Below are 23,635 nucleotides of genomic sequence, written 5' to 3'. Positions count from 1 at the left end.
GCCCGCTCCTCCCAGACGCTACCTTCCGGCCACGCCCCCGTCCCGTGGGGGCCGCCCCGTGTGCCGGTATCGTTGCTGACGGTCGGCCGCTTCGTAGACTTCCCCGTATCCGGGGGCGCGAAGCATTCGTACGACTGTACAAACGCTTCCCCGAGAAAGGGCCCCACCGTGGCCGCCAAGCCCGTGGCCAAGCGCCTCGTCGTGCTGGTCTCCGGATCCGGCACCAATCTGCAGGCGCTCCTCGACGCCATCGCGAGCGCCGGCGTCGAGGCGTACGGAGCCGAGATCGTGGCCGTAGGCGCCGACCGCGACGGCATCGAGGGGCTCGCGCGCGCCGAGCGCGCCGGGCTGCCGACCTTCGTGACGAAGGTGAAGGACTACGGCAGCCGGGAGGAGTGGGACACGGCCCTCACCGAGGCCGTCTCCGCCTACGAGCCCGACCTCGTCGTGTCGGCCGGGTTCATGAAGATCGTGGGGAAGGCGTTCCTCGCCCGGTTCGGCGGGCGGTTCGTCAACACGCACCCCGCCCTGCTGCCCAGTTTTCCCGGAGCCCACGGTGTGCGGGACGCGCTCGCGTACGGCGCCAGGGTCACCGGCTGCACCGTCCACTTCGTCGACGACGGCGTCGACACCGGACCGATCATCGCTCAGGGCGTGGTGGAGATCCGGGACGAGGACGACGAGAGCGCTCTGCACGAGCGCATCAAGGAAGTCGAGCGAAGGCTGCTCGTCGATGTCGTGGGGCGGCTCGCCCGCAACGGCTATCGCATTGAGGGACGAAAGGTAGTTATCCAGTGACCGCCACCGCCGAGAGCAACAAGCGGGCCATCCGTCGCGCGCTCGTCAGCGTCTACGACAAGACCGGGCTCGAGGAGCTCGCGCGCGGGCTGCAGGAGGCCGGTGTCGAGCTCGTCTCCACCGGGTCCACGGCCGCCCGTATCGCCGACGCCGGCGTCCCCGTCACCAAGGTGGAGGAGCTCACCGGCTTCCCCGAGTGCCTGGACGGCCGGGTCAAGACCCTGCACCCCAAGGTCCACGCGGGCATCCTCGCCGACCTGCGGCTGGACAGCCACCGCGAGCAGCTCGCCGAGCTGGGTGTCGAGCCGTTCGACCTCGTCGTCGTCAACCTCTACCCGTTCCGCGAGACCGTCGCCTCGGGCGCCTCCCCCGACGAGTGCGTCGAGCAGATCGACATCGGCGGTCCGTCGATGGTGCGTGCCGCCGCCAAGAACCACCCGTCGGTCGCCGTGGTGACCAGCCCGGCGCGGTACGGCGACGTCCTCGCCGCGGTCCGGGACGGCGGCTTCGACCTGGGCGCCCGCAAGCGGCTGGCCGCCGAGGCCTTCCAGCACACGGCGTCGTACGACATCGCGGTCGCGGGCTGGTTCGCGAGCTCCTACGCCCCCGTCGACGACTCGCTGTTCCCCGACTTCGTCGGCGCCACGCTGGAGCGCAAGAGCACCCTGCGCTACGGCGAGAACCCGCACCAGCCGGCCGCCCTCTACGTCGACGGCACGGGCGCCGGCCTCGCCGAGGCCGAGCAGCTGCACGGCAAGGAGATGTCGTACAACAACTACACGGACACGGACGCCGCCCGCCGTGCCGCGTACGACCACGACGAGCCCTGCGTCGCGATCATCAAGCACGCCAACCCCTGCGGCATCGCGATCGGCGCGGACGTCGCCGAGGCGCACCGCAAGGCGCACGCCTGCGACCCGCTGTCCGCGTTCGGCGGCGTCATCGCCGTCAACCGGCCGGTCAGCAAGGAGATGGCGGAGCAGGTCGCCGAGATCTTCACCGAGGTCATCGTCGCGCCCGACTACGAGGAGGGTGCTCTGGAGGCACTCGCCAAGAAGAAGAACATCCGGGTGCTGAAGGCCCCGACGGCGCCCTCGCACCCCGCCGAGGTCAAGCCCATCGACGGCGGCGCGCTGCTCCAGGTGACCGACCGCCTCCAGGCCGACGGCGACGACCCCGCCAACTGGACGCTGGCGACCGGTGAGGCGCTCACCGCGGACGAGCTCGCCGAGCTCTCCTTCGCCTGGAAGGCCTGCCGGGCCGTGAAGTCCAACGCCATCCTGCTCGCCAAGGACGGCGCCTCGGTCGGCGTCGGCATGGGCCAGGTCAACCGGGTCGACTCCGCGAAGCTGGCGGTGGAGCGGGCCGGTGAGGAGCGGGCGCGCGGCTCGTACGCCGCCTCCGACGCCTTCTTCCCGTTCCCCGACGGCCTGGAGATCCTCACCGCGGCCGGCGTCAAGGCCGTGGTCCAGCCCGGCGGCTCGGTCCGTGACGAGCTGGTCGTGGAGGCCGCGCAGAAGGCGGGCGTCACGATGTACTTCACCGGGACGCGGCACTTCTTCCACTGATCGCCTGATCGCCTGATCGGCTGAGCGCTCGGGTCGTCCGATCGCCCGATCGCTCGGCCGCCTCGCCGAAGACACCAGGGCCGTGTCTCTCCCCCTCCGCGGGGGTGAGACACGGCCCTCGGGTGTTGCTGGCGCGAATCTCCGGCGCGTTCGGCCCGTTCAGTACCGCGGGCGGTTGAACCAGGCCGAGCCCGACGGGGCGATCATCGCCGCCGCCATGATGCCGCCGAAGCCGATCCACAGCAGCGCCCACACCAGGGCGGCCGAGGAGCCGGCGTCGGCCGCGCCGATCAGGATGAGGACGCCGAAGAGGGCGCCCAGGATGCCGTAGATCATGGTGGTGATGCGGATGCCCTGGCCGCCGCGGGTGAACTTCACGCCCAGGGTGATCGACAGTCCCGCGAGGGCCAGGAAGAGCACGGCGACGACGAAGATGATGCCGGCCGAGGCGTGGCCGATGTCGGAGAAGTCGTTGCTGCCGAAGGCGTCCTCGCCCGAGTTGGAGGCGTCGTTGATCGTCGCGGCGCCGAAGATGGCGAAGATGCCGATGAGGACCTGGACACCCGCCACGATGTAGAGCAGGACCCGCGCGGTCACCATCAGACCGGGCATCGACTGCGGCAGCGTGTTCGCCCCGGCGTAACCGGGGTACGCCGGCTGCTGCGGGTAGCCGTAACCCTGCGGCGGAACGCCGGGCGGATGCTGCGGGTACCCGTAGCCGGGAGCGGCCGGCGGCTGCTGGGGCGGCTGCCCGTAGGGGTTGTTCGGGTCGCCGAAACTCATGGCGGTCCTTCCTCCGTGTTGCCCAAGTGCGGGGACGACGCGCGGCACGGTTCGGAGGAAAGTTCTACAGATGCGGTCCGTCCCCCCGGTACTGCCCGCGGCACTGTGCTGCTCATCGTTCTTTAGTCGCCTCTTACTTGTCCAGCCGCATTCCGCATGTGTTGTGCAAGTGCAACATCGTCGATCATGGGGGGATACGGGCCGAGCGGCGCGGTATGGACCCGGATTGGAACCAAGGGGCGGTCATCCGGGAGGATGGGGTCATGACCGCCCAGATTCTCGATGGCAAGGCCACCGCAGCTGAGATCAAGTCCGATCTGACCGCCCGCGTGGCGGCGCTGAAGGAGAAGGGCATCACGCCCGGCCTCGGCACGATCCTCGTCGGGGACGACCCCGGCAGCCAGAAGTACGTCGCCGGCAAGCACCGCGACTGCGCAGAGGTCGGTATCGCGTCCATCCAGCGCGAGCTGCCCGCCACGGCGACGCAGGAGGAGATCGAGGCGGTCGTCCGGGAGCTGAACGACGACCCGGCGTGCACCGGGTACATCGTCCAGCTGCCGCTGCCCAAGGGCATCGACGAGAACCGCATCCTCGAACTGATGGACCCGCACAAGGACGCCGACGGCCTCCACCCGACGAACCTCGGCCGGCTGGTACTCAACGAGCCCGCGCCGCTGCCCTGCACCCCCAACGGTGTGCTGACCCTGCTGCGCCGCCACGGCGTGGAGACCAAGGGCGCCGAGGTCGTGGTCGTGGGCCGTGGCGTCACCATCGGGCGTTCGATGCCGCTGCTGCTGACGCGGCGCAGCGAGAACGCGACGGTGACCCAGTGCCACACCGGCACCCGCGATCTGTCCGCCCACCTCAAGCGCGCCGACATCATCGTCGCCGCGGCCGGTTTCGCGCACCTGATCCGCCCCGAGGACGTCAAGCCGGGCGCCGCCGTGCTCGACGTCGGCGTCTCGCGCAACGCCGAGGGCAAGATCGTCGGAGACGTCCACCCGGGCGTCGCCGAGGTCGCCGGCTGGATCTCCCCGAACCCCGGCGGGGTCGGCCCGATGACCCGTGCCCAGCTGCTCGTCAACGTGGTCGAGGCGGCGGAGCGCAGTGTCGGCTGAGGCGGGGGGCACCCCGCAGGAGTCCGCGCTGGACACCGCGGAGGACGACGCGCGAAGCGACAAGCGCGGTGAGACGCAAGGCGACGCGCAGGGTGACTCGTACGGCGACGCGGAACTCACCGTCCGCGATCCGGTCGGCGCGCCCGACGCCGAGGGGAGGCCGAGGCGCACCACGCGCCGGTTCCCGCTGTTCACCAAGGACACCGCGCGCCCCGAAGGCGGCGGCCGGGCCGCCGCCGGTGACGCCCCGGCGCCCGCCCGGCAGTGGCCGATCCTCGCCGTGCTCATCGTGGTCGCGCTCGGCCTGCTGCTGACGGCGCTGGACCTGTTCCGGATCGGGACGATACTGATCGGCGTCGCCCTGCTCGCCGGAGCCGTCATGCGCTGGATACTGCCCGGCGTCGGCATGCTCGCGGTGCGCTCCCGCTTCACGGACATCACCACCTACGGCGTGCTGGGCCTCGCCATCGTGCTGCTGGCGCTGATGGCACAGCCCAACCCGTGGCTGGTGATCCCGTTCCTGAAGGGCGCGCTGCACTTCACCGTCAGCAGCTGAGCGAGCCCGAGGCCTCGCTTCCCGTACGGCGGTCCGTCCTCACCCCCGATGAAGGACGGACCGCCGCCGGAAACCACCCTCCCCCGCCGTGAATGTGCTGTTCAACGGCTGTCTGTGCGCTGTGGCACGGAAGTGACCGTTCCGCTACGAGGGTGCGTCCGGGAACCGATCGCCGTCCCGTGTCGTCCCTCGATCGGGCAACGTGAGGAACGCCGTGGAGGTGGACGATGGGCGGCTGGCAGCCGCTGCCGGACGGGCTGCCGCCGGAGGTGCGGCACTTCGTGGAACAACTGCGGCTCCTGAAGGACCGCACAGGCCTCAGCCTGGCCTCGCTCGGCGCGCGCACCGCGTACAGCAAGTCCTCCTGGCAGCGCTATCTCAACGCCGTACAGCCCCCGCCGCGGCAGGCCGTGACCGCGCTCTGCCGCGTCGCGGGCCTGGACGGTCCGGACGCCGAACGCTTCGGTGTGCGCTGGGAACTGGCGGTCGAGGCCTGGCCCCGCCCGGTGGCGGAGCCCGCGCAGGGGGCGGGCGGCGAGGTGTACGAGGACGACCCGACCGTCCCGTGGTGGGAGCGTCCGGAGGAGGAACCGCCGCCGAAGCCCGCCGGACGCCTGCTGCTGTACGCCGTTCTGCTGCTGCTCGTTCTGCTGCTCACCGCCGTCGTCGGTGCCGTGGTGGCTGGGTGACCTGATCACCCCTGGGGCGGGCGAGGTCACGGGTGTGTCCCCGTTGTGTCGATGAATTGACAAGTTCGGGAAGTATCCCGAATCGGCTGTACAGCGCGGCTAACGTGTCCAATCGGGACGGTCCGGGACGTCCCGAGGTCAGCCAGGCGTGCAAGGGTGCATGCCCACGGGCCCGAATGCTCCCGTGCGCCCCTGCCCCGGGAACTGAGGGCCTTACCGGGCGCATCCCTGTGGGTAGCCAGAACGGGGACTCGGGGCAGGGCGTCACGCACGGGGAACGACCGGCACGTACCGGGGGGGAAGAGGGGGGTTCAATGCCTCGTTGGAGGGCCTTACCGGATGAACTCGATCCGCAGGTGCGGGAGTTCGCCAGTCAGCTGCGGCGACTGGTGGACCGCAGCGGTTTGAGCATCGCGGCGGTGGCCGACCGCACGGGCTACAGCAAGACGTCCTGGGAGCGTTACCTCAACGGCCGGCTCCTCGCGCCCAAGGGCGCGATCGTCGCCCTGGCCGAGGTCACCGGCACCAATCCGATCCACCTGACCACGATGTGGGAGCTCGCCGAACGCGCCTGGAGCCGTTCGGAGATGCGTCACGACAGGACCATGGAGGCGATCCGCATCTCCCAGGCGCGTGCCGAGCTGGGGGAGTTCGGTGCGCCGCCCGCGAACGCCAAGCCGGGCAAGACGGCCCGCAAGGGTGGCAGTGCCACGGTGGCCCCCGGGATCGCGGGCCCCGCGGGCGTCGCCCCGACGGTGCCGCCGCAGCCGACGGCACCCGACGCCGACGCCCGGGAGCGCGACGCCGCCTCACGGAGCGGATCCGGCTCCGGCTCCGGCTCCGTCTCCGGTTCCGGATCCAAGCCGGGATCCACGTCCGGTTCCGGACCCGGTTCCGGCTCCTCGGGCGGCAACTCGTGGGGGCTCGCGGGGTACACCGGTGCGTCGCCGGCATCCGCGCCGGGAACGCCGGGGCCGGATCCGGTTCCGACGCCGATCTCGCGTCCCTACGGCGAACCGCCACAGGGTGCCGGGCCGGGCGTCGGCGCGTCGGCGGACGGCTCCGGCTCCTCGCGGGGGAAGCGGCGGGCGACGATGTTCCTCGCGGGTGCCGTCGGTGCCCTCGTCGTCGTGGCCGCGGTGCTCTTCTTCCCCGGCAACGGCGGCGAGAAGAAGAGCGAGGGCGCGACCGGCTCGCCCTCGCCGTCCGCGAGCACCGACCTCGATCTGCCCGCCGGGGTGAAGTGCGGCGGCGCCGGCTGCACCGGCAAGGACGCGGAGAGCATGGGCTGCAGCGGCGACCTGGTGACCACCACCAAGACCGCCACCGTCGGCACGACCGTCGTCGAGGTCCGCTACAGCGAGACCTGCGGGGCGGCGTGGGGACGCATCACGCAGGCCACGCAGGGGGACGCGGTCCAGGTGAGCGTCGGTACGGCCAAGCAGTCCGGGAACATCACCACCGCCGGGGACACCATCGCGTACACACCGATGGTGGCCGTGAAGGACGCGGGCGAGGCGACGGCGTGCGCGACGCTGGCGTCCGGGCGGAAGGGGTGCACCCAGTAGGCGCCGGCAGGCGTCGAAACAAATCGGCGTGAGGCAGGCATGGCCACCGGCATCCGGGGCAGGCGGAGGTTACCCCCACGGGAGTCCGGCAATCCGGTACCCCCACGGCGGCCGCCTGTTCCTCCTCTCCCGGACCGGCGGCCGCCTCCTTTTGCCCCGTCGGTGTCACTCTGTGGGGCGGGCCACACGGGGCCGCGCATCCGAGATCCCGGATGCGCGATAGCCTGAGCGACGGATCTCTTGACGCCAAGAGATCGATCATCCGTACCGATGATCGATCATCGTGGCGGGCGCCGGTCACAAGCCGGTGGCGGGGATCCCGAACCCCCGGGGCAGGGACGCCCCACCGCCAGCTGTCATACGGAGAACGCCATGACCCGCACTCCCGTGAACGTCACCGTCACCGGCGCGGCCGGCCAGATCGGTTACGCCCTGCTCTTCCGCATCGCCTCCGGCCAGCTGCTCGGCGCGGACGTGCCGGTCAAGCTGCGCCTGCTGGAGATCACCCCGGCGCTGAAGGCCGCCGAGGGCACGGCCATGGAGCTGGACGACTGCGCGTTCCCCCTCCTGCAGGGCATCGACATCACGGACGATCCGAACGTCGCCTTCGACGGCACGAACGTCGCCCTCCTCGTGGGCGCCCGCCCGCGCACCAAGGGCATGGAGCGCGGTGACCTGCTCTCCGCGAACGGTGGCATCTTCAAGCCGCAGGGCAAGGCCATCAACGACCACGCCGCGGACGACATCAAGGTCCTCGTCGTCGGTAACCCGGCCAACACCAACGCGCTCATCGCGCAGGCCGCCGCCCCGGACGTACCGGCCGAGCGCTTCACCGCGATGACCCGCCTGGACCACAACCGTGCGCTGACCCAGCTCGCGAAGAAGACGGGCTCCACGGTCGCGGACATCAAGCGCCTGACCATCTGGGGCAACCACTCCGCCACCCAGTACCCGGACATCTTCCACGCCACGGTCGCCGGCAAGAACGCCGCCGAGACCGTGAACGACGAGAAGTGGCTGGCCGAGGACTTTATCCCGACCGTCGCCAAGCGCGGCGCGGCGATCATCGAGGCCCGTGGCGCTTCCTCCGCGGCCTCCGCCGCCAACGCCGCCATCGACCACGTGTACACGTGGGTCAACGGCACCGCCGAGGGTGACTGGACCTCCATGGGCATCCCGTCGGACGGCTCCTACGGCGTCCCGGAGGGCCTGATCTCCTCCTTCCCGGTCACCACCAAGGACGGCAAGTACGAGATCGTCCAGGGCCTGGACATCAACGAGTTCTCCCGCGCCCGCATCGACGCCTCCGTCAAGGAGCTCGAGGAGGAGCGCGACGCGGTCCGCGGCCTCGGCCTCATCTGAGCCTTCCGCGCACGCTGAACCTTCGAGGTTCTGTCACGGCCCCGCACAGGCCCTGTTCCGGTTCCGACCGGAACAGGGCCTGTGGCCGTTTTCGCCGCTACCGTCGGAAGCGGTACCCGGCAGGGCATTCGGGGGGTTCGCGATGGGCGGATTCGGATGGGACGGCCACAGCTCGGGGTCGGAGCACGAGCCGAGCGAGGAGAGCGGCCGCGCGGCCTGGGCCGCCGAGGACGGCTCCACCCCGCCGTGGGCCTCGGCGGAGACACAGACCGGCGGGACGCTCCCGCCGCCGTGGGCCCCACCGCCGCCCGAGACCGGCGGAACGCCTCCGCCGCCGTGGGCCCCACCGCCGGCCGAGTCCGGCGGAACCCTCCCGCCGCCCTGGGCGCCCGCACCCATGTACGCACCCGCGCCCGCCCCCGCTCGTTCTCCCGGGGCCGCCCGTCTGCTGCTCGTCCTCACCGCCACCGTCGTCCTCGGCGCGGGCACCGGAGCCGGGGTCTGGTACCTCGCCCGCGACCACTCCACCGCGACCGGAACCACCCCGCACGCAAGCGTCAGCGTGACCTCCTCGCCCCCGGCGACCACCCCGTCGGCGTCGGCGTCGGCTTCGGCGCGGGTCTCCCCGTCCGTGTCGGCCGCCCCGGGCTATCGCACGGCCCGCGACCCGGTCGGCTACACCATCGCCGTCCCCGAGGGCTGGACCCGCAGACAGAAGCAGGGCGAGAAGGCCCCGGTCGTCTACTACGACTCCCCGGCCGACGGCCGCCGGCTCCAGGTCTTCGCGCTCGCCGAGCGCACCCCGGCCGAGTCCCTGGACCTCGCCGAGAACGACCCCGGCTACGGCTTCGCACGCCAGCCCGGCTACCGGGCCCTCGTCCGCAGGTCCGACACCACCTGGTCCGAGCTGACCTACCGCTACGACGACGCGAACGACGGCCCCCGACAGGTGATCGACCACCGCTTCCGGGCGGCCGACGGCACCCTCTACGCGATCCGCGTCAGCGGCCCCGAGGACCTCGCCCCCGGTCTGGTCCGCGAACCCCTCACCACGGCCGTGGCCTCCTTCTGCCCGCCGGGCGGGGCGTGCGCGTAGGTCCCGGCGGGAACCGTCGCTCGCTCGCATGGCGCGCGTGCCCGTCCGTCTCACCTTTCGTCCCTGTTTGTCCTAATGGCCAGTGACACGGCGCACTTTCGGCCGTCAATCGCGCATGCATCCGGAGGTCGAGGGCATGCGCTCACGGTCCCGGTGAGTGACATCCATGTCACACAGGGGTGCTGAACAGGAACGGAAGGCAACACCGATCATGGCCGACAGAACGGAACTCCAGGCGCACAGGACCATCCACGCGGGAGGGGAATGGCGTGAAGCCGTCTCCGGCGCCACGCGCGAGATCCTCGACCCCGCGGACGCCCGGCCGTTCGCCGTGGTCGCCGAGGGTGACGAGAAGGACACCGACCTGGCCGTGGCGGCCGCCCGTGCCGCCTTCGACGGCGGCCAGGGGGAGTGGCCCCGCACCCCGGTCGCCGAGCGTGCCGCGCTGCTGCGTCGCGTCGCCGACCTCCTCGTGCGCGACCGCGAGACGCTCGGGCTCCTGGAGAGCCGGGACGCGGGCAAGACCCTCGAGGAGGGCCGGGTCGACATCGACTGCGTCGCCGACGCCTTCCGGTACTTCGCCGACCTCGTCGCCGCGGAGGCCCCCGGCCGCGTCGTCGACGCGGGCTCGCCCGACATCCACAGCGTCGTCGTACACGAACCCGTCGGCGTGTGCGCCCTGATCACGCCCTGGAACTACCCCCTCCTCCAGGCCAGTTGGAAAGTCGCCCCTGCTCTCGCGGCCGGCAACACCTTCGTGATCAAGCCGAGTGAGATCACCCCGCTCACCACCGTCGCCCTCATCGATCTGCTCGTCGAGGCCGGGCTGCCCGCCGGTGTCGCGAACCTCGTCACCGGGCCCGGCCATTCGGTCGGCGCCCGTCTCGCCGAGCACCCCGACGTCGACCTGGTCTCCTTCACCGGCGGCCTCATCAGCGGCACGAAGGTCGCCCGGGCCGCCGCCCCGACCGTGAAGAAGGTCGCCCTCGAACTCGGCGGCAAGAACCCCAACGTCGTCTTCGCCGACGCCTGCGCCACCGACGAGGCCTTCGACACCGCCGTCGACCAGGCCCTCAACGCGGCCTTCATCCACAGCGGTCAGGTCTGCTCGGCCGGTGCCCGCCTCATCGTGGAGGAGTCCGTCCGCGAACGCTTCGTCGCCGAACTCGCCCGCAGGGCAAGCCGTATCCGCCTCGGCCGCGGCACCGAGGACGGCGTCGAGTGCGGCCCGCTCGTCTCCGAGCAGCAGCGCGCCAAGGTCGAGGCGTATGTCGCCTCCGCGCTCGCCGAGGGCGCGGTGCTGCGCACCGGCGGCAGGCGACCGGACCCCACTGAGACCAGGCCCGCCACCGGCTACTTCTACGAGCCGACGGTCCTCGACCAGTGCCACCGCGAGATGCGGGTCGTACGGGAGGAGGTCTTCGGGCCGGTGCTCACCGTCGAGACCTTCCGCACCGAGGACGAGGCGGTCGCGCTCGCCAACGACACCGAGTACGGCCTCGCCGGCGCCGTCTGGACCGCCGATGCCGGACGCGCCCGCCGGGTCGCGGGCCGGCTGCGGCACGGCACCGTCTGGATCAACGACTTCCACCCCTACCTCCCGCAGGCGGAGTGGGGCGGCTTCGGAAAGAGCGGAGTGGGCCGCGAGCTCGGCCCCGCCGGACTCGCCGAGTACCGCGAGACCAAGCACGTCTACCAGAACCTCGCACCGCGCCCGGTGCGCTGGTTCACGGGCTGAGCCCCCCGACTCAGCCCAACCCCCCACATTTTGGAGCACCACCCCATGCCCGAGAATGCCGAGAACGCCGAGAACACCCACGAATACGACTACGTCGTCATAGGCGGCGGCACCGCCGGATCCGTCATCGCCTCCCGCCTCACCGAGAACCCGGACGTCACCGTCGCCGTCATCGAGGGCGGCCCCAGCGACGTCGGCCGCGAGGACGTCCTCACCCTGCGCCGCTGGATGGGCCTGCTCGGCGGCGAGCTGGACTACGACTACCCGACCACCGAACAGCCCCGCGGCAACTCGCACATCCGGCACAGCCGGGCCCGCGTCCTCGGCGGCTGCTCCTCCCACAACACCCTCATCGCCTTCAAGCCGCTGCCGTCCGACTGGGACGAGTGGGAGGCGGCCGGCGCCAAGGGCTGGGGAGCGGTGCCGATGGAGGCGTACTACGCCCGCCTCCTCAACAACATCGTCCCGGTCGACGAGAAGGACCGAAACGCCATCGCCCGCGACTTCGTCGACGCGGCACAGCAGGCGCTCGGCGTCCCCCGCGTCGAGGGCTTCAACAAGAAGCCGTTCACGGACGGCGCCGGCTTCTTCGATCTCGCCTATCACCCCGAGAACAACAAGCGCTCCAGCGCGTCGGTGGCGTACCTGCACCCGGTGATGGACGAGCGGCCGAACCTGACGATCCTGCTGGAGACCTGGGCGTACCGGCTGGAGCTGAACGGCACCCGCGCCGAGGGCGTGCACGTGCGCGGCAAGGACGGCGAGGAGACCCTCGTACGGGCCCGGCGCGAGGTCCTGTTGTGCGCCGGCGCCGTCGACTCGCCCCGGCTGCTGCTGCACTCCGGCATCGGCCCCCGCGAGGACCTCGAAGCCCTCGGTATCCCCGTCGCGCACGACCTGCCCGGCGTCGGCGAGAACCTGCTCGACCACCCCGAGTCGGTGATCGTCTGGGAGACCCACGGACCCATCCCGGAGAACTCCGCGATGGACTCCGACGCCGGCCTGTTCGTGCGCCGCGACCCCGAGCATGCGGGCCCGGACCTGATGTTCCACTTCTACCAGGTCCCGTTCACGGACAATCCGGAGCGACTGGGTTACGAACGCCCGGAGTTCGGCGTCTCCATGACGCCGAACATCCCCAAGCCGAAGAGCCGCGGCCGGCTCTACCTCACCAGCGCGGATCCATCCGTCAAGCCCGCCCTCGACTTCCGCTACTTCACCGACGAGGACGACTACGACGGCCGCACCCTCGTCGACGGGATCCGCATCGCCCGCGAGATCGCGCAGACCGAGCCGCTGGCCGGCTGGCTCAAGCGCGAGGTGTGCCCCGGACCCGAGGTGCTGGGCGACGCGGAGCTGAGCGAGTACGCCCGCAAGGTCGCGCACACCGTGTACCACCCGGCGGGCACCTGCCGCATGGGCGCCGCCGACGACGTACAGGCGGTCGTCGACCCCGAGTTGCGCATCCGCGGCCTGGACGGCATCCGCATCGCCGACGCGTCCGTCTTCCCGACCATGCCCGCCGTGAACCCGATGGTCGGGGTGCTGATGGTCGGTGAGCGGGCCGTGGACCTGATCGGAAGGGGTGTGTGATGAGCGGTACTCCCGTCGTGACGAGCGGTGCCCCTGTCGTGAAGAGCGGCACTCCCGTCTTCTCCGTCCAGGGCCTGTGGAAGGTGTTCGGCCCGAAGCCCGAGCAGGTTCCCGCCGACCCCGAGCTCACCGCCCTGGCCCCCGCCGAGCTGCGCTCCCGCACCGGCTGCACGGCCGCCGTCCGTGACGTGGGCTTCGAGGTGCGCAAGGGCGAGGTGTTCGTCGTCATGGGCCTGTCCGGATCCGGCAAGTCCACGCTGGTGCGCTGCCTCACCCGGCTGATCGAACCGACCGCGGGCACCATCGCCATCGACGGCGAGGACGTCCGCGCCATGGACCGGGCGCGGCTGCGCGAACTGCGCCGCCACCGGGCCGCGATGGTCTTCCAGCACTTCGGCCTGCTCCCCCACCGCACGGTCCTCGACAACGTGGCGTACGGCCTGGAGATCCAGGGCGTGTCGCGGGGCGAGCGCCGTGCGCGGGCCGCCGAGGTCGTCGCCAAGGTCGGCCTGGAGGGCATGGAGCAGCGGCGGCCCGGCCAGCTGTCCGGCGGCCAGCAGCAGCGCGTCGGCCTGGCCCGCGCGCTCGCCGTCGACCCCGAGGTCCTCCTCTTCGACGAGCCGTTCAGCGCGCTCGACCCGCTGATCCGGCGCGACATGCAGGAGGAGGTGATCCGGCTGCACCGCGAGGAGGGCCGCACGATGGTCTTCATCACCCACGACCTGAACGAGGCCCTCAAACTCGGTGACCGCATCGCCCTCATGCGCGACGGCCGCATCGTGCAGCTCGGCACCCCGGAGGAGATCGTCGGCTCCCCGGCCGACGACTACGTACGCGAGTTCGTCCGGGACGTCCCGCGCGAGCAGGTCATGACCGTGCGTACGGCCATGCGCACCGGCGACTGCGGCGGCCCGGACCACCCCGGCGCCCTCGCCCCCGACACCGTCGTCGCCGACGCGATCAGGATCGTCGCCGACAGCGGCCGGGCGGCCTGTGTGGTGCGGGACGGCCACTGTCTGGGGGTCGTCGACCACGAGCGGTTGCTCGGCGTGGTCGCCGGAACGGAGCCGCACGAGGAGTCCCAGAAGGAGGCGGCGTGATGGCGACGGTCACCGCTCCCGCCCCGCGCACGGCCCTGCCGGGCATCCTCAGACACCGTGCCGTGGCCAAGCTTGTGCTCCTCGCGCTCGCCGCGGCCGTCCTCGTGCCCCTCGCGGGCGCCCGCTGGGCCGACGGCAGCTGGCCGCACGCGCTCACCGTCGACCTGTCCGGGCCGCTGTCCAGGGCCAGCGACTGGATCATCGACAACCGCGACAGCCACCCCCTGTTCCTCTACTTCTTCGGCTACGTCAGCAACGCGGTCGTCCTCGCCGTGCGCGCCGTGTACCTGGTGCTTCTCGGCGCCGGCTGGGCGGGCGTGACGGCCTTCGGCGCGCTCGTCGCCTGGCGGGTCGCCGGGGTACGCCTCGCGCTCGGCACGGCCGCCGCGTTCCTCGTCTGCGGTCTGCTCGGCATGTGGGTGCCGACCATGCAGACGCTCGCCCTCATGGTGGCGGCGGTCCTCGCGTCCGTCGCCGTGGGCGCCCTGCTCGGTCTCGCCGCGGGCCTGTCCGACCGCATGGACCGAGCGCTGCGCCCGGTCCTCGACACCATGCAGGTCATGCCCGCCTTCGCCTACCTGCTTCCGGTCGTGCTCGTCTTCGGCATCGGCGTCCCGGCCGCCGTCCTGGCCACCGTCGTCTACGCCGCCCCGCCCATGGCCCGCCTCACCGCGCTCGGCCTGCGCGGTGCCGACCAGGGGGTCCTGGAGGCCGTCGAGTCGCTGGGCGCCACCGGCCGCCAGCGCCTGCTCACCGCCCGGATCCCGCTCGCCCGCAGGGAACTCCTCCTCGGCCTCAACCAGACGATCATGATGGCGCTGTCCATGGCCGTCATCGCGTCGGTGATCGGCGCGGGCGGCCTCGGCGACCGCGTCTACCAGGCGCTGGCCTCGGTCGACGTGGGCGCGGCGCTCGCCGCCGGAATCCCGATCGTGCTGCTCGCCGTCGTCCTGGACCGGGTGACGGGCGCTGCCGGGGAGAACCTCGGCCACGCGGAACCCCGGCGAGCGCAGGGCGCGTACGCCATTGCCGCCATCGTCGCCGTAGCCCTCGTCGGCCGCCTGGCGGGCCGCCTCGACTGGCCCGACGCCTGGACGGTGCACATCGCCGAGCCGGTCAACCGCGTCGTCGACTGGATGACCGCCCACCTGTACTCGGGCGTCCCGTACGTGGGCGGCACCGCCGACTGGGCGGGTCACTTCACCACCTGGGTCCTGGACCCGCTCCGCGACGGCCTCCAGTGGCTGCCCTGGTGGTCGGTGCTGCTCGTCGTCGCGGCCCTCGCCTGGCTGATCGGCACCTGGCGCACCGCGCTCACCGCCGTCCTCGCCATGGCCGCGATCGGCGTGCTCGGCGTGTGGGAACCGTCCCTGGACACGCTGTCGCAGGTCCTCGCGGCCGTCGCCGTCACCCTCGTCCTCGGTTTCGCGACGGGCATCGCGGCCGCCCGCAGCGACCGCTTCGAACGAGCGCTGCGCCCCGTCCTGGACGTCTTCCAGACGATGCCGCAGTTCGTGTACCTGATCCCGGTCGTGGCGCTCTTCGGCGTAGGCCGCGCGCCGGCGGTGGCCGCCGCGATCGTGTACGCGCTCCCGGCCGTCGTCCGCATCACCACCCAGGGCCTGCGCCAGGTCGACCCGGCCGCGATGGAGGCGGCCCGCTCGCTCGGCGCGACCAGCGGCCAGCAGCTGTGGCAGGTCCAGCTCCCGCTCGCCCGGCGGTCGTTGCTGCTCGCCGTCAACCAGGGCGTGGTCCTGGTGCTCGCCGTCGTCATCATCGGCGGCCTGGTCGGCGGTGGCGCGCTCGGCTACGACGCCGTCTTCGGCCTCGCGCAGGGCGACCTCGCGACCGGCCTGGTGGCCGGCGCCGCGATCGTCTGTCTCGGCCTGATGCTCGACCGGGTGACCCAGCCGACCGAGCGACGCCCGAAGAAGGGAGCGTGACATGCGACTTCGTACGACATCCGCGGTGGCCGGCGCGGCGGCCCTCCTGCTGCTGACCGGCTGCGGCGCCGCCGACATGACCAAGCAGGCCTCGCCCTTCGCGGGCGCCCAGGGCGCGAAGACCGTGACCCTGTCCGTGCAGTCCTGGGTGGGCGCCCAGGCCAACGTGTCCGTGGCCCAGTACCTCCTGGAACACAAGCTCGGCTACCGCGTCGACACCGTCCAGGTCGACGAGGTCCCCGCCTGGGACGCCCTCAGCCAGGGCCGGGTCGACGCGATCCTGGAGGACTGGGGCCACCCCGACCAGGAGAAGCGGTACGTCGACGACAAGAAGACGATCGCCTCCGGCGGCGGCCTCGGCGTCACCGGGCACATCGGGTGGTACGTCCCGACGTACTTCGCCAAGGAGCACCCCGACGTCACCGACTGGAAGAACCTCGACAAGTACGCCTCGCTGCTGCGCACCGCCGAGAGCGGCGGCAAGGGTCAGCTGATGGACGGTTCGCCCTCCTACGTCACCAACGACAAGGCGTTGGTGAACAACCTGAAGCTGGACTACCAGGTGGTGTTCGCCGGCTCGGAGGCCGCGCAGATCACCCAGATCAAGCAGTTCGCGAAGGAGAAGAAGCCCTTCCTCACCTACTGGTACGCGCCGCAGTGGCTCTTCAAGAAGGTCCCGATGACCGAGGTGAAGCTGCCGGCGTACAAGGAGGGCTGCGACGCGGACGCGGCGAAGGTCGCCTGCGCCTATCCGCACACCCCGCTGCAGAAGTACCTCAACGCGGACTTCGCGAAGAGCGGGGGCAAGGCGGCCGCGTTCCTGAAGAAGTTCAAGTGGACGACCGAGGACCAGAACGAGGTCTCCCTGATGATCGCCGACCAGAAGCTGAGCCCCGAGGAGGCGGCGAAGAAGTGGGTGGACAGCCACCCCTCGACGTGGAAGGCGTGGCTGTCCTGAGGGTCAGTGATCCAGTCCCAGCGAGGCGGCGACCCCGGCGCTGGGCGTCGCCGGCGCCGGGAAACCGGCCCCGGCGAAGCCCCGGGCGCCCGCCGCGTCCCGGGGTCCGGGCGGGACGAGAGGGTCGCCCGGGGACCGCCGGCGGCGCAGCGCGCGGAAGGTGTCGACGTTGCTCACGTCTGGTAGCCCCCCGGCGGGACACGGCGGCTGACCATCACCCGGTTCCAGTTGTTGATGGCGACGATCAGACCGATGAGGTGAGCGAGCCGGCCGTTGTCGAAACGCCTGGCGGCCTGCTCGTACACCCCGTCGGGCACGAACCCGTCGGTCAGGACCGTCACCGCCTCCGTCAGCGCGAGCGCCGCCCGCTCCCGGTCGTCGTAGACGTCGTCCCCGGCCTCCTCCCAGGCGCTCAGCAGATCGAGCTGCTTCTCGCTCACCCCGTGCTTGCGGGCGATGGCGAGGTGCAGGTCGAGACAGAAGGCGCAGTGGTTGAGCTGCGAGGCCCGGATCACGACCAGTTCGGCGAGACCGGGGTCGCCGAGGCCCTTCTTCGCGGCCGCGCTGAGCGTGGACATGGCCTTGCCGACCTCGCGGTCGAGGAGCGACGTACGTTCCGTCACTTGAAGTCGCCCGCCTTGTAGTGACCCGGCACCGCACGCGTGGTCACGCCGAACCGGTTCCACGCGTTGATCACCGCGATCGTGGCGATGAGCTGCGCCAGCTCCGCCTCCTCGAAGTGCTTGGCGGCCTTCTCGTACACCTCGTCCGGCACGAACCCGTCCGTCAGGACCGTGACCGCCTCGGTCAGCTCGATCGCCGCGAGTTCCTTCTCCGTGTAGAAGTGCTTCGACTCCTCCCACGCGGTCAGCTGCACGATGCGGTGGACGCTCTCGCCGGCCGCGAGCGCGTCCCTCGTGTGCATGTCGAGGCAGAACGCGCAGTGGTTGAGCGAGGAGGCGCGCAGCCGCACCAGCTCCACCAGCCTCGGGTCGAGGCCCTGCTTGGCGGCCGCGTCGAGGCGGACCAGCGTCCGGTAGACCTCGGGGGCGTGCTTGGCCCAGGACATCCGGGGCGGCTGTTCGGGGGCGTACTCGTCGGTCGTCGTGATGTCGTCGTGCGTCGTCATGCCCTCGACCCTAGGAGCGAGGCAGCCCAGGAGTATGGTCCATTTCCATGGCAGAATCCTGGGCCACTTTCGGTGTCGACCTGCATCTCGAACCGACCGGACCGGGCCTGCGGCGCGGCCTGACCGACGCCCTGCGCGAGGCGGTCCGCGGCGGCCGCCTGGCCCCCGGCACCCGGCTGCCGTCCTCCCGTTCCCTCGCCGCCGACCTGGGCATCGCCCGCAACACGGTCGCCGACGCCTACGCCGACCTGGTCGCCGAGGGCTGGCTGACCGCACGCCAGGGCTCCGGCACCCGGGTCGCAGAACGCGCCGTACCCCGGCCGCCCGACCGTCCCGCACCCCATCCGCGCCGGCCCGGCCGCCCCGCGTACAGCCTCGTCGCGGGCACCCCGGACCTCGCCTCCTTCCCACGCACCGAGTGGCTCAAGGCCGCCCGCCGCGCCCTCACCGCCGCCCCGAACGACGCCCTCGGCTACGGCGACCCCCGCGGCCGCGTCGAACTGCGTACCGCGCTCGCCGCCTACCTCTCCCGGGCCCGGGGCGTACGCACGACCCCCGACCGCATCGTCATCTGCTCCGGGTTCGCCCGGGGGCTGCGGCTGCTCGGCGAGGTACTGCACGCCCGCGGGCTGCGCACGCTGGCCGTCGAGTCGTACGGCCTGGACGTGCACCGCGACCTCGTCGAGCGCACCGGCCTGCGCACGATCCCGCTCCCCTTCGACGAGCTCGGCACCCGCACCGAGGACATGGCCGGGGTGCGGGCGGTACTGCTGACCCCGGCGCACCAGTTCCCGATGGGCGTGGCCCTGCGCCCCGAGCGCCGGGCCGCCGTGGTCGACTGGGCCCGCCGCACCGACGGCCTGATCCTGGAGGACGACTACGACGGCGAGTTCCGCTACGACCGCCAGCCCGTCGGCGCGCTGCAGGACCTCGACCCCGAGCACGTGGTCTACCTGGGCACGGCCAGCAAGTCCCTCGCCCCCGGCCTGCGCCTGGGCTGGATGGTGCTGCCCCCGTCCCTGGCCCCCGAGGTCGTCGCGGCCCGCGGCGCGTCCACCGGCGTCCTGGACCAGCTGACCCTTGCCGAGTTCATCACCTCCGGCGCCTACGACCGCCATGTGCGCGCCGCCCGCCAGCGCTACCGGCGCCGCCGCGACGCCCTCGTCGCGGCTCTCGCCGACCGCGCACCGGACGTCCGCGTCACCGGCATCGCCGCCGGCCTGCACGTCGTCGTCCAACTCCCGCCCGGCACCGAGGAGTCGGTGATCCGGGCGGCCGCCTGGCAGGGGCTGGCCGTCCAGGGCCTGGCCGGCTTCCGCCACGACCTGGCCACCACCGAGCCCCTGGACGCCCTCGTCGTCGGCTACGGCACCCCGTCGGACCACGCGTGGGCGGGCACACTGGAGGCGCTGTGCCGGGTGCTGCCGTAGGGCGGTGTCGGACGGATGCCTGTCCCGATCTCGGCGTCGGTCTTCGGGTCCAGGTGAAGTCCGCGATCGGGCCCTTGGGTTCGCGGCTGGACACACGCACGATCCGGGCGTCGTTCGGCCCCATGATTGGCCCCCTTTTCTTCCGGCCGGCTCTCCGGCCGTGCAGTCGAACGCCAGGGGGCGCCGCGGGGACGCGACCTCAGGGAAGGGTCAGGGGAAAACCCCGGGGCGCGAGGGCACCGCACGCGGTTGCGCCGCTGTCTCCTGCGGTGCCTCCCCGAACCGCGCCAGCGCCAGCGCACCCGCCACCGCGACCGCGAAACCCAGGACCGCCAGCCAGGCGAGGCCCTCACGCGTACGGTCCCCGAGCCACACCACCCCCACCGCCGCGGGCCCGATCGTCTCCCCGATCACCATCCCCGCGGTGGCCGTCGTCACCGAGCCGCGCTGCAACGCCGACGTCAGCAGCAGAAACGCGGCGCCGCCGCCGAGCAGCAGCGCGTACGTCGCCGGATCGGCGAGCAGCGCGCCGGGGGAGAGGTCGTCGATGAGCCGGACCGTCACCTCGACGACCCCGAACCCGAAGCCCGCGCCCAGCCCGAGCAGCAGGGCCCGCCCGCGCTCCGGGAGCCGCCCCGCCACCAGCCCCAGCAGCAGCACGGCCCCGGACGCGGCGAGCATCGCGTACTTCAGCGCGGTCGACCCGGCCCCCTCGCCCTCCGGCCCGGACGCCAGCCCCAGCATCGCCAGACCCGCGCACACCACCCCCACCGCGCCCCACTCGACCCGGCTCAGCCGCACCCGCAGCAGCCGCGCCGCGACCACCGCCGTCACGGCGAGACTCGAGGCCAGCGCCGCGCCGACGGCGTAGATCGGGATCGAGCGCAGCGCCGCGATCTGCAACAGGAACCCGAGTCCGTCCAGCGCGAGCCCCGCCAGGTACCGCCACTGCCGCAGCGCCCGCAACAGCAGCGCCGCCTCCCCGCCGCCGGAGGCCGCGGCCGTCCGCGCGGCCATCGCCTGCAACACCGTGGCCGTACCGAAGCAGACCGCCGCGCCGAGCGCGCACACCATCCCAAAGAGCACGAAGTGACTGTAGGGGAGGGACTGGAGAAGGGGGCTCCTGCACGAGTTCTCTCACCGATCTCTAGGCTGACCGCCAGAACAGCCCGCCGAGCGGCGGGCCGGGCAACGGGGAGACACCACATGGCGCAGACACGCAGACGGCTGCGGTCGAGCACGGTCGTGCTCGGCGGGATGGGAGTCATCGCGGCGGCCCTGACCTCCTGCGGATCCGAGCCCGACCGCCGGTGTGTGGACCGCGACAGCTACGACACCCTCGACGGCTACCGGATCATCGCCGACAAGAACTGCAAGTCGAGCTCCTCAGGCTCCTCGTCGACCTCCAAGGCCGGCAAGAGCGGCAAGAAGACCGGCACCGGCACGGGCAAGAACGTCGACGCCGCCTGGTACTACGACTCCGACGTCAGCGGCAAGTACGCCGACTACGGCACCTTCAGCCGCAGCGAAGCCGTCGACCGCGGTGGCTTCGGCTGCTCGGGCTCCGGCAGCGGCGGCGGCTGAGCGGACCACGGGACGCGCGGGGACGCGCTGAACGCACGGGACGCGCTGAACGCACGGAATCACCGAACGCACCGGACACACGGGAACGCACGCCATGGAACGCCGCACCATCGAGCCCCGCCCCGGCTGGCAGCAGACTGTCGAGGAGCAGGGGCTCGTCTACCCGCTCACCCGCCACCCCGACGACTCCCTGCGCCCCTACTGGGACGAGAGCGCCTACTATGCGTTCACCCTGGAGGAGGTCGAGGCGCTCGAAGACGTCGTCGAGGAACTCCACCGCATGTGCCTGGCGGCGGCGGACCACATCGTCACCGCCGACCGCTTCGCCGACCTCGGCATCACCGACCCGCGTGTGGCGGCCACGGTCGCCGAGGCCTGGCGCCGTCGCGCCGAACTCCCCTCCGTCTACGGCCGCTTCGACCTCCGCTACGACGGCACCGGCCCGGCCAAGCTCCTGGAGTACAACGCCGACACGCCGACCTCCCTCGTCGAGGCGGCCTCACCCCAGTGGTTCTGGATGGAGGACCGCTTCCCCGGCGCCGACCAGTGGAACTCCCTCCACGAACGCCTCGTCGCCGCCTGGAAGAAGCAGGGCCCCCTCCTCTCGCCGGGCTACCCCCTGTACTTCGCGCACTCCACCGCCGACGAACTCGGCGAGGACCTGATGACGGTCGCCTACCTGAAGGAGACCGCCGAGCAGGCGGGCCTGGACACCGCCTGGATCCCCATGGAGGAGATCGGCTGGGACCCGCTCTCCGGCCGCTTCGTCGACAACCGGCTGCGCTTCATCCGCAGCTGCTTCAAGCTCTACCCGTGGGAGTGGCTCACCACCGACCGCTTCGCCGACCACGTCCTCGACACCCTGGACAACGGCGGCGGCACCGGCACGACCCTCTGGATCGAGCCCGCCTGGAAGATGCTCCTCAGCAACAAGGCGCTGCTGGCGATCCTCTGGGAGCTCTTCCCGGGCCACCCCAACCTGCTCCCCTCCTACCTCGACGGTCCTCGCGAGCTGGCGGCCACGACCGGCTACGTGGCCAAGCCTCTCCTCGGCCGCGAGGGCGCCGGAGTGACGGTCCACAAGCCCGGCACCGGCATCGGCACCGCCACTGACGCCGACACCGCTGCGGTCCTCCGGGACGAACCCTGCTGCTACCAGGAACTGGCCCCCCTCCCCGCCTTCGACGGCAACCACGTCGTCCTCGGTGCCTGGGTCGTCGGGGACGAGTCCGCCGGCCTGGGCATCCGCGAGTCCGCCGGCCTGATCACCGACGAGTACGCCCGCTTCCTGCCGCACGTGATCCTCTGAGCGCCCATCCGGCAGGCCCCGTCCAGCAGGGCGGTCTACAGGCCCAGCACGGCCCGCAGCTGATCGAGCCCCCAGTCCAGGTCCTCCTTCCCGATCACCAGCGGCGGCGCGATCCTGATCGTCGAGCCGTGCGTGTCCTTCACCAGGACACCCCGGTCCATCAGCCTCTCGGAGACCGCCCGGCCCGTCCCGTACGCCGGAGCGATGTCGACGCCGGCCCACAGTCCGCGCCCGCGTACCGCCGTCACCCGCCCGGTGCCGGTCAGCGTGGCCAGCTCCCGGAGCAGATGCCCGCCCAGCTCGGTGGCCCGCGCCTGGTACTCGCCCGACCGCAGCATGGCGATCACCTCCAGCGCCACCGCGCAGGCCAGCGGATTCCCGCCGAACGTCGACCCGTGCTCCTCGGGCCGGAACACCCCCAGCACCCCGGCGTTCGACACCACCGCCGACACCGGCACGATCCCGCCGCCCAGCGCCTTGCCCAGCACATACACATCGGGCACCACGCCCTCGTGCTCGCACGCGAACGTCCGCCCCGTCCTGCCCAGCCCCGACTGGATCTCGTCGGCGACGAACAGCACGTTCCGCTCCCGCGTCAGCTCCCGCACCGCCGGCAGATAACCGGCCGGCGGCACCAGCACCCCCGCCTCACCCTGGATCGGCTCGAGCAGCACGGCCACCGTGTTCTCGGTCAGCGCCGCCCGCATCGCCGTGAGATCCCCGTAGGGCACGATCTCGAAGCCCGGCGTGTACGGCCCGAAGTCGGCCCGCGCCTCCGGGTCGGTCGAGAAGCTGATGACCGTCGTCGTACGGCCGTGGAAGTTGTTGCCCGCGACCACGATCTTCGCCATCTCGCCCGGCACACCCTTGACCCGGTAGCCCCACTTCCGGGCCGTTTTCACGGCCGTCTCCACCGCCTCCACGCCCGTGTTCATCGGCAGCACCATCTCCATCCCGCACAGCTCGGCGAGCTCCGTGCAGAACGCCCCGAACCGGTCGTGGTAGAACGCCCGGGATGTCAGCGTCACCCGTTCCAGTTGTGCCTTCGCCGCCTCGATCAGCCGCCGGTTGCCGTGCCCGAAGTTGAGCGCCGAGTAACCGGCCAGCAGATCCAGATAGCGGCGTCCCTCGATGTCCGTCATCCAGGCGCCGTCCGCCGTGGCCACGACGACCGGCAGTGGGTGGTAGTTGTGCGCGCTGTGCGCCTCAGCAGCGGCGATCAGCGATTCTGTAGCGGTCACGGGATCTCCAGAAGTCAGGCTCACCCCCTTCCTATCGTCGCTCGCATGGTGGACGCGGGACCTTGGCCCCGC

The 23,635-nt window shown here is 71.9% G+C and carries 21 protein-coding genes and 1 pseudogene; 16 read left to right on the top strand and 6 right to left on the bottom strand.

Going from position 1 to position 23,635, the window contains the following annotated elements; all coding sequences use genetic code 11:
- Window positions 1-168 precede the first annotated feature (168 nt).
- Both purN and purH read left to right on the top strand, forming a co-directional pair.
- Window positions 169-798, top strand: coding sequence for a phosphoribosylglycinamide formyltransferase (gene purN / locus ACFY16_RS38895; RefSeq protein ID WP_390651956.1), 630 nt, complete (start codon window positions 169-171; stop codon window positions 796-798).
- Window positions 795-2,366 (top strand): bifunctional phosphoribosylaminoimidazolecarboxamide formyltransferase/IMP cyclohydrolase, encoded by a 1,572-nt coding sequence (gene purH / locus ACFY16_RS38890; protein WP_390651955.1) that lies wholly within the window; start codon window positions 795-797, stop codon window positions 2,364-2,366. Before purN ends, purH begins: the two co-directional genes overlap by 4 nt.
- A gap of 159 nt (window positions 2,367-2,525) precedes the next feature.
- Here purH and ACFY16_RS38885 read toward each other — a convergent pair whose 3' ends face one another.
- Window positions 2,526-3,149, bottom strand: a complete 624-nt coding sequence (locus ACFY16_RS38885; protein ID WP_390651954.1) for a hypothetical protein — start codon at window positions 3,147-3,149, stop codon at window positions 2,526-2,528.
- 263 nt (window positions 3,150-3,412) lie between these two features.
- Between ACFY16_RS38885 and ACFY16_RS38880 the strand changes: the two genes are divergently transcribed.
- The 11 genes from ACFY16_RS38880 (at window position 3,413) to ACFY16_RS38830 (ending at window position 16,870) form a co-directional block, all read left to right on the top strand.
- Window positions 3,413-4,267: a bifunctional methylenetetrahydrofolate dehydrogenase/methenyltetrahydrofolate cyclohydrolase gene (locus ACFY16_RS38880; RefSeq protein WP_390651953.1), complete on the top strand. Its 855-nt coding sequence runs from the start codon at window positions 3,413-3,415 to the stop codon at window positions 4,265-4,267.
- Window positions 4,257-4,823: a DUF3017 domain-containing protein gene (locus ACFY16_RS38875; RefSeq protein WP_390651952.1), complete on the top strand. Its 567-nt coding sequence runs from the start codon at window positions 4,257-4,259 to the stop codon at window positions 4,821-4,823. The genes ACFY16_RS38880 and ACFY16_RS38875 overlap by 11 nt, the downstream gene beginning before the upstream one ends.
- Before the next feature lie 227 nt (window positions 4,824-5,050).
- Window positions 5,051-5,512 (top strand): helix-turn-helix domain-containing protein, encoded by a 462-nt coding sequence (locus ACFY16_RS38870; protein WP_390651951.1) that lies wholly within the window; start codon window positions 5,051-5,053, stop codon window positions 5,510-5,512.
- A 314-nt stretch (window positions 5,513-5,826) separates the two neighbouring features.
- On the top strand, window positions 5,827-7,080 hold the full coding sequence (locus tag ACFY16_RS38865) for a DUF2690 domain-containing protein (protein ID WP_390651950.1): 1,254 nt from the start codon (window positions 5,827-5,829) through the stop codon (window positions 7,078-7,080).
- 372 nt (window positions 7,081-7,452) lie between these two features.
- A complete protein-coding gene (locus ACFY16_RS38860; RefSeq protein ID WP_390651949.1) occupies window positions 7,453-8,442 on the top strand; it encodes a malate dehydrogenase in 990 nt (329 codons plus the stop codon).
- A gap of 142 nt (window positions 8,443-8,584) precedes the next feature.
- A complete protein-coding gene (locus tag ACFY16_RS38855) occupies window positions 8,585-9,538 on the top strand; it encodes a hypothetical protein (protein WP_390651948.1) in 954 nt (317 codons plus the stop codon).
- A gap of 211 nt (window positions 9,539-9,749) precedes the next feature.
- Entirely contained in the window at window positions 9,750-11,276 is a 1,527-nt protein-coding gene (locus ACFY16_RS38850; RefSeq protein ID WP_390651947.1) for an aldehyde dehydrogenase family protein, read from the top strand.
- A gap of 45 nt (window positions 11,277-11,321) precedes the next feature.
- Window positions 11,322-12,869, top strand: coding sequence for a GMC family oxidoreductase (locus ACFY16_RS38845; protein WP_390651946.1), 1,548 nt, complete (start codon window positions 11,322-11,324; stop codon window positions 12,867-12,869).
- The gene (locus ACFY16_RS38840) at window positions 12,869-13,969 is read left to right on the top strand and encodes a glycine betaine/L-proline ABC transporter ATP-binding protein (protein ID WP_390651945.1); all 1,101 of its coding nucleotides are present in this window, start codon (window positions 12,869-12,871) and stop codon (window positions 13,967-13,969) included. Before ACFY16_RS38845 ends, ACFY16_RS38840 begins: the two co-directional genes overlap by 1 nt.
- Window positions 13,969-15,912: an ABC transporter permease gene (locus tag ACFY16_RS38835; RefSeq protein ID WP_390651944.1), complete on the top strand. Its 1,944-nt coding sequence runs from the start codon at window positions 13,969-13,971 to the stop codon at window positions 15,910-15,912. The genes ACFY16_RS38840 and ACFY16_RS38835 overlap by 1 nt, the downstream gene beginning before the upstream one ends.
- Window position 15,913: 1 nt before the next feature.
- Window positions 15,914-16,870 (top strand): ABC transporter substrate-binding protein, encoded by a 957-nt coding sequence (locus ACFY16_RS38830; protein ID WP_390651943.1) that lies wholly within the window; start codon window positions 15,914-15,916, stop codon window positions 16,868-16,870.
- Window positions 16,871-16,885: 15 nt separating this feature from the next.
- Here ACFY16_RS38830 and ACFY16_RS38825 read toward each other — a convergent pair.
- From ACFY16_RS38825 to ACFY16_RS38815, 3 genes and pseudogenes are all read right to left on the bottom strand, one after another.
- A pseudogene (locus tag ACFY16_RS38825) lies at window positions 16,886-17,047 on the bottom strand (isocitrate lyase/phosphoenolpyruvate mutase family protein); the annotation flags it as partial.
- Window positions 17,044-17,493, bottom strand: coding sequence for a carboxymuconolactone decarboxylase family protein (locus ACFY16_RS38820; protein WP_390651942.1), 450 nt, complete (start codon window positions 17,491-17,493; stop codon window positions 17,044-17,046). The pseudogene ACFY16_RS38825 and the gene ACFY16_RS38820, both read right to left, overlap by 4 nt.
- A complete protein-coding gene (locus ACFY16_RS38815) occupies window positions 17,490-17,999 on the bottom strand; it encodes a carboxymuconolactone decarboxylase family protein (protein ID WP_390651941.1) in 510 nt (169 codons plus the stop codon). The genes ACFY16_RS38820 and ACFY16_RS38815 overlap by 4 nt, the downstream gene beginning before the upstream one ends.
- Window positions 18,000-18,046: 47 nt before the next feature.
- Between ACFY16_RS38815 and ACFY16_RS38810 the strand changes: the two genes are divergently transcribed.
- Window positions 18,047-19,429, top strand: coding sequence for a PLP-dependent aminotransferase family protein (locus tag ACFY16_RS38810; RefSeq protein ID WP_390651940.1), 1,383 nt, complete (start codon window positions 18,047-18,049; stop codon window positions 19,427-19,429).
- A 210-nt stretch (window positions 19,430-19,639) separates the two neighbouring features.
- On the opposite strand, the gene ACFY16_RS38805 is transcribed toward ACFY16_RS38810, so the two are convergent.
- Window positions 19,640-20,503 carry a DMT family transporter gene (locus ACFY16_RS38805; RefSeq protein WP_390651992.1) on the bottom strand — a complete coding sequence of 288 codons (864 nt, stop codon included), beginning with the start codon at window positions 20,501-20,503 and terminating at the stop codon, window positions 19,640-19,642.
- 132 nt (window positions 20,504-20,635) lie between these two features.
- Here ACFY16_RS38805 and ACFY16_RS38800 point away from each other — a divergent pair, with 132 nt between their 5' ends.
- Complete coding sequence (locus ACFY16_RS38800; protein WP_390651939.1) at window positions 20,636-21,013, top strand: hypothetical protein; 378 nt, start codon at window positions 20,636-20,638, stop codon at window positions 21,011-21,013.
- Window positions 21,014-21,107: 94 nt separating this feature from the next.
- Window positions 21,108-22,322 (top strand): glutathionylspermidine synthase family protein, encoded by a 1,215-nt coding sequence (locus tag ACFY16_RS38795; protein WP_390651938.1) that lies wholly within the window; start codon window positions 21,108-21,110, stop codon window positions 22,320-22,322.
- A 35-nt stretch (window positions 22,323-22,357) separates the two neighbouring features.
- Here the strand turns inward: ACFY16_RS38795 and rocD are convergent, their stop codons facing one another.
- Entirely contained in the window at window positions 22,358-23,563 is a 1,206-nt protein-coding gene (rocD, locus tag ACFY16_RS38790; protein WP_390651937.1) for an ornithine--oxo-acid transaminase, read from the bottom strand.
- Window positions 23,564-23,635 lie beyond the last annotated feature (72 nt).

This window comes from Streptomyces sp. NPDC001315 (assembly GCF_042896175.1).
Taxonomy (GTDB): domain Bacteria; phylum Actinomycetota; class Actinomycetes; order Streptomycetales; family Streptomycetaceae; genus Streptomyces.
Note: the sequence above shows the minus strand (reverse complement) of the source record. Positions and strands in the feature narration are given on the sequence as shown.

What these genes read in the sequence shown, in the direction of transcription:
- ACFY16_RS38865 (WP_390651950.1), top strand. Translation starts at nt 5,827, where the DNA reads ATGCCTCGTTGGAGGGCCTTACCGGATGAACTCGATCCGCAGGTGCGG.
- ACFY16_RS38835 (WP_390651944.1), top strand. Translation starts at nt 13,969, where the DNA reads ATGGCGACGGTCACCGCTCCCGCCCCGCGCACGGCCCTGCCGGGCATC.
- ACFY16_RS38815 (WP_390651941.1), bottom strand. Translation starts at nt 17,999, where the DNA reads ATGACGACGCACGACGACATCACGACGACCGACGAGTACGCCCCCGAA.
- ACFY16_RS38885 (WP_390651954.1), bottom strand. Translation starts at nt 3,149, where the DNA reads ATGAGTTTCGGCGACCCGAACAACCCCTACGGGCAGCCGCCCCAGCAG.
- ACFY16_RS38860 (WP_390651949.1), top strand. Translation starts at nt 7,453, where the DNA reads ATGACCCGCACTCCCGTGAACGTCACCGTCACCGGCGCGGCCGGCCAG.
- ACFY16_RS38880 (WP_390651953.1), top strand. Translation starts at nt 3,413, where the DNA reads ATGACCGCCCAGATTCTCGATGGCAAGGCCACCGCAGCTGAGATCAAG.
- ACFY16_RS38795 (WP_390651938.1), top strand. Translation starts at nt 21,108, where the DNA reads ATGGAACGCCGCACCATCGAGCCCCGCCCCGGCTGGCAGCAGACTGTC.
- ACFY16_RS38840 (WP_390651945.1), top strand. Translation starts at nt 12,869, where the DNA reads ATGAGCGGTACTCCCGTCGTGACGAGCGGTGCCCCTGTCGTGAAGAGC.
- ACFY16_RS38830 (WP_390651943.1), top strand. Translation starts at nt 15,914, where the DNA reads ATGCGACTTCGTACGACATCCGCGGTGGCCGGCGCGGCGGCCCTCCTG.
- ACFY16_RS38845 (WP_390651946.1), top strand. Translation starts at nt 11,322, where the DNA reads ATGCCCGAGAATGCCGAGAACGCCGAGAACACCCACGAATACGACTAC.
- ACFY16_RS38810 (WP_390651940.1), top strand. Translation starts at nt 18,047, where the DNA reads ATGGCAGAATCCTGGGCCACTTTCGGTGTCGACCTGCATCTCGAACCG.
- ACFY16_RS38850 (WP_390651947.1), top strand. Translation starts at nt 9,750, where the DNA reads ATGGCCGACAGAACGGAACTCCAGGCGCACAGGACCATCCACGCGGGA.
- ACFY16_RS38870 (WP_390651951.1), top strand. Translation starts at nt 5,051, where the DNA reads ATGGGCGGCTGGCAGCCGCTGCCGGACGGGCTGCCGCCGGAGGTGCGG.
- ACFY16_RS38855 (WP_390651948.1), top strand. Translation starts at nt 8,585, where the DNA reads ATGGGCGGATTCGGATGGGACGGCCACAGCTCGGGGTCGGAGCACGAG.
- ACFY16_RS38800 (WP_390651939.1), top strand. Translation starts at nt 20,636, where the DNA reads ATGGCGCAGACACGCAGACGGCTGCGGTCGAGCACGGTCGTGCTCGGC.
- ACFY16_RS38805 (WP_390651992.1), bottom strand. Translation starts at nt 20,503, where the DNA reads ATGGTGTGCGCGCTCGGCGCGGCGGTCTGCTTCGGTACGGCCACGGTG.